This is a genomic window from uncultured Campylobacter sp. (genome assembly GCF_937997465.1).
Classification (GTDB): Bacteria; Campylobacterota; Campylobacteria; order Campylobacterales; family Campylobacteraceae; genus Campylobacter_A.
The window spans coordinates 1-3,976 of sequence record NZ_CALKTQ010000049.1 but is presented as its reverse complement, the minus strand read 5'-3'; the positions used below and the strand labels follow the sequence as shown (position 1 = coordinate 3,976).

Below are 3,976 nucleotides of genomic sequence, written 5' to 3'. Positions count from 1 at the left end.
CCCAAGCCACCTCCCAGTAGTATCCGTCCGGATCGGCAAAATACGCGTGATATCCGCCCCAAAACGTATCTTGGGGCTCCTTGACGATGGTGCCGTCCGCCTTTTTTACTATCTCTATGACGCTATCCACGTCCTCTTTGTTTTTTACGTTATAGGCTAGCGTTATACCGCCAAATCCGCTGCCCTTTGGCGGATTGGTTTCGTCGATATCTCGCGCCAGCGCGTCTAGCGGGTAGAGCTCAAATTTGGTTCCGGACGTATTAAAAAAACACACTGGAGGATTGTCCTCTTTGCAGTCCGTCTCAAATCCTAGGCCGTCGCGGTAAAATTTGAGCGCCCTTTGCATGCTTCGCACGCCTAGGCAGACGCAGGTTATTTTATTCATTTTTGCCTCCGATATTTTGGTTTATTATATCATTTTGGAGCTAGTGGTTTTGGGTCAAATTTGGCGTTATCAAACGAAGCAAGGCAGTTTAAAAATGCGAGTAAAATTTCAGAAAGCTAAATTTTATCCCCGTTTTGCATCTCAAATTCGTAAGCTTCATTTAAGATACGCACGAGAGTGTCGGATAGATAGGGCTGAACTAGCGTCCAAACGCGGATTTTTGGGTTTAAATTTATCGCCGCGTTTGTGGTTTTTAGCACGACTAGCGCGATCTTTTTTTCTATCAAAAGCGTAGCTAGAGCGCCATCTATCTCGCGTAGCAGGCTCTCCTCGATAAAGACTACGTTTGGGCGAAAGATCATATCCTCTATGTGGCGCTTTACGATACCCCACTCGTTGCTCGGCTTCACGTCGATGCCGATAAACTCGAGATCTTTTTTGATGATATTAAATGAATAGTGGTTTGGCTCGGCGACGAGGGCGCTAAAATTTTTGGGATTTTTTATCTTAAAACTTTGCATGAGATCGAGCTTGTCGTCGCAAAGACGCAACGAAATCTCGGTGCTAATGCGTGCGCCGTGATCAAACTCAAATCTGATGCTTGAGCCGTTTTGCTCGGCTAGCGCCATCGCCGTTTCGTAGTATTTGCGGCTTTGCGCGTTCATATTTACGCGAGGCGTGCTTTTGCTCGTAAAAAAGTCATGATCGCAGTGGACGCTAAGTGTAAATTTGATGTTGTTTTTGTAGTAGTTCGAGAGTAAAAATTTGATCGTAACGGTCGAGTTTGAGACGTTTAAAAGGAAAATTTGAGCCATCGCGTCGATGAGCTTTGCAAGAGCCGCGATATCTGCGTAAAATAGCCTAGGATAGGCGATGTCGTAGTCTAGCAGCACGTAGTTCGTGTTTTTTTGCGCGTCCTCGTTTAGCGAGGATGCCAAAAACAGCAAACCGCCCGCGATATCGACTTTGGGTAGCGTGTTTGCCTCGCTAGATTTGCTGGTCTCGCTCGTACCGTTTTTTTGCATAGTTTCTTTTTTTATCACGCCATTTGACCTTCTAAATTTATCCATAAAATAGCAACCGCCCAAAACCGCTATATAAAACGCGGCGAAAATCAGGAAAATATACGCGAAACTCACGGCTATATAACCAGCATCGCGTCGCCGTAGGAGTAAAATTTGTACTTTTGCTCCACAGCGGTTTTGTAGATCCGCATAGTCTGCTCAAGTCCGACGAAACTCGTAACGAGCATGATTAGCGTCGATTTTGGTAGGTGAAAATTCGTAAGTAGGTAGTTTTGGCGGATGGGTTTGTTGTTTAAATTTAAAAACAGCCTGCACTCGCCGCTAGATCTGCCGCTTCTTGCAAACTCCTCCACGCAGCGCGTTACCGTAGTACCCACGCCCAGGATTGGTCTATTTGAGCGGATCAAATTTTGCGTATCTTGCGGGATATCGTAAAACTCCGCGTGCATCTTGTGCTGCGTGATATCCTCGCTCTCCACGCCCTTAAACGTCCCCGCGCCCACGTGCAGCGTGAGGTAGGCTATCTCGCGGTCTTTGGCTAGGTGCGCGATCATCTCGTCGCTAAAGTGCAGGCTCGCCGTCGGAGCCGCCACTGCGCCCTCGTTTTTGGCAAACACGCTTTGATACCAGCTCTCGTCGTCTTTGGTGTCGCTTCGCTTGATATATGGTGGCAAAGGCACGTGGCCGATGTGGGACAATATACCGTAAAGCGCAGCCGTGTCCAAAAGTCGGCCGTTTTGGCTAAATTTGACCGTGCGCGAGCCGTCGTCAAAGAGTTCGCAGACCTCGGCGGTCAAATTTTGGTCGAAATTTAAAATGCTGCCTGCGCGGACCTTACCTTTTATATAGACGCTAAATTTACCGTCCGCAAGCGGAGAGTTTAGCAAAAGCTCCGTCTCGCCGCCGCTTTGTTTTTTGCCGAAAATTCTAGCTTTCACCACCTTGGTGTCGTTAAAAATAATATCGCAAGGCGGTAAAATCTCTGGCAAGTCGCCGAATTTTAGATGATATATTTTTTCGCTAGCTCGCTCGTAGACTAGCAGCCTTGCGTCCTCTTTTGGAAAGGTTGGGAAATTTGCGATTAGCTCTGGCGGTAGCTCGTAATCGTAGGCTTCAAGCGAGTTTGGATTCAAAATTTGACTCATTTGGCTAGCCTACTTGATTTCATGATTATTCGTCCTCTTTTTCTTCGTCGGTTTCCGACTCCTCGTTTTTAGCTGGATTTACGCGGGCGGCTATAAAGATAGAAAGCCCGTAAAGACCGATAAGAGGGACAGCCATCAAAAACTGGCTGAGGATATCGGGCGGCGTCATGACCGCGGCAAATATAAAAATCACGACGATAGCGTAGCGGAAGGAGTTTTTTAGCATCTTATCATCGACGAGGCCGAGTTTAGCGAGGAAAAAGGTGATAACTGGAAGCTCAAACGCGATGCCAAATGCTATGACTAATTTCGTAAAAAAGCCGACGTAGCCGCCGATATTTAGCATCGCGGAAAAGAGCTGCTGGCCGAAATTTATAAGGAAAGCAAAGCCGATAGGAACGACGACGTAGTAGCAAAACGCAGCGCCCACTAAAAACATAAAAGTCGCCGAAATAACGAACGGGATTACGTACTTTTTCTCGTTTTCGTAAAGCCCGGGCGCTACAAAGAGCCAAAACTGCCAAAAAATAATCGGCAACGAAAACAAAAATCCAGTAAAAAACGCCACCTTCATTGCTACGAAAAATGGCTCTTGCACCTCAAGAAAGACCATTTTTTGGTTATCGGGCAGAGTGTTTTGCAGCGGCGCGATGATAAAGTCTAAAATTTGATTCCAAAAGCTAAAGCACACGACAAACATCACGATCACGGTCATGACGCTGATGAAAAGCCTTTTTCTAAGTTCTATTAAATGCGGTTTTAGCTCTTCAAACATTACACCTCTTTTTTCTCATTATCGCCCAGCACGGCGTTTTTAACGGCTTCGCCCGGGTTTTTGACCGCTTCGACGCTCTTTTTTACGTCGTTTAGGCCGTCCGTGATGCCGCTAGTGACGTCGTTTACGCCTTTTTTGAGCTCGTCTAGCTCCTCAAAGGTAAGCTTTTTTCGCACTGTTTCGGTGGTTTTTGCGATGCTTTCTTTGTATTTTTTCGCGTCCTCTTTGAGTTCTTGGATTTTTATCTCTTGATCGAAGCTGCTTTTTGCGTCATTGACCGTTTTTTTGACGGTTTTAAAAAATTTCGCTATCTCTACCATCGCGCTGGGAAGCTTATCGGGCCCCAAAAATAGCACCGCGATGACGGCTATGACGATGATCTCGGGTAAGCTCATGCCAAACATTTTTTATCCTAAATTTTTATTTTAAAGCGCTCATTTTAGCGTTTTTTATCTCAAATTTGCATAAATCAGCCCGCGATAAATAAAGAAATTTCATCCGCGGTGAGGAAATTTTTGGCGTAATATCGCCTGTTTTTAAATTTTAATTTCCCGCTATTTTTTAGTAGCCGCGCTCTTTGCTCTTGCTCGGCGTTTAGGCTGTTTTGCCAGATACCGACGATACTTCTGGCACCCAAAAATATACG

5 protein-coding genes are annotated in these 3,976 nt (G+C 45.9%); all 5 read right to left on the bottom strand.

The annotated features are described in order from the left end of the window. Window positions 1-385: VOC family protein (locus Q0546_RS01505; protein ID WP_298789894.1), on the bottom strand; the 385-nt coding region annotated here is incomplete at its 3' end. 116 nt (window positions 386-501) lie between these two features. Next, window positions 502-1,524, bottom strand: coding sequence for a hypothetical protein (locus tag Q0546_RS01500; protein ID WP_298789892.1), 1,023 nt, complete (start codon window positions 1,522-1,524; stop codon window positions 502-504). Window positions 1,525-1,526: 2 nt separating this feature from the next. Continuing rightward, the gene (gene queA, locus Q0546_RS01495) at window positions 1,527-2,555 is read right to left on the bottom strand and encodes a tRNA preQ1(34) S-adenosylmethionine ribosyltransferase-isomerase QueA (RefSeq protein WP_298789890.1); all 1,029 of its coding nucleotides are present in this window, start codon (window positions 2,553-2,555) and stop codon (window positions 1,527-1,529) included. 25 nt (window positions 2,556-2,580) lie between these two features. Continuing rightward, window positions 2,581-3,330, bottom strand: a complete 750-nt coding sequence (tatC, locus tag Q0546_RS01490) for a twin-arginine translocase subunit TatC (RefSeq protein WP_002951811.1) — start codon at window positions 3,328-3,330, stop codon at window positions 2,581-2,583. Beyond that, entirely contained in the window at window positions 3,330-3,734 is a 405-nt protein-coding gene (gene tatB / locus Q0546_RS01485) for a Sec-independent protein translocase protein TatB (RefSeq protein ID WP_298789886.1), read from the bottom strand. The genes tatC and tatB overlap by 1 nt, the downstream gene beginning before the upstream one ends. Window positions 3,735-3,976 lie beyond the last annotated feature (242 nt).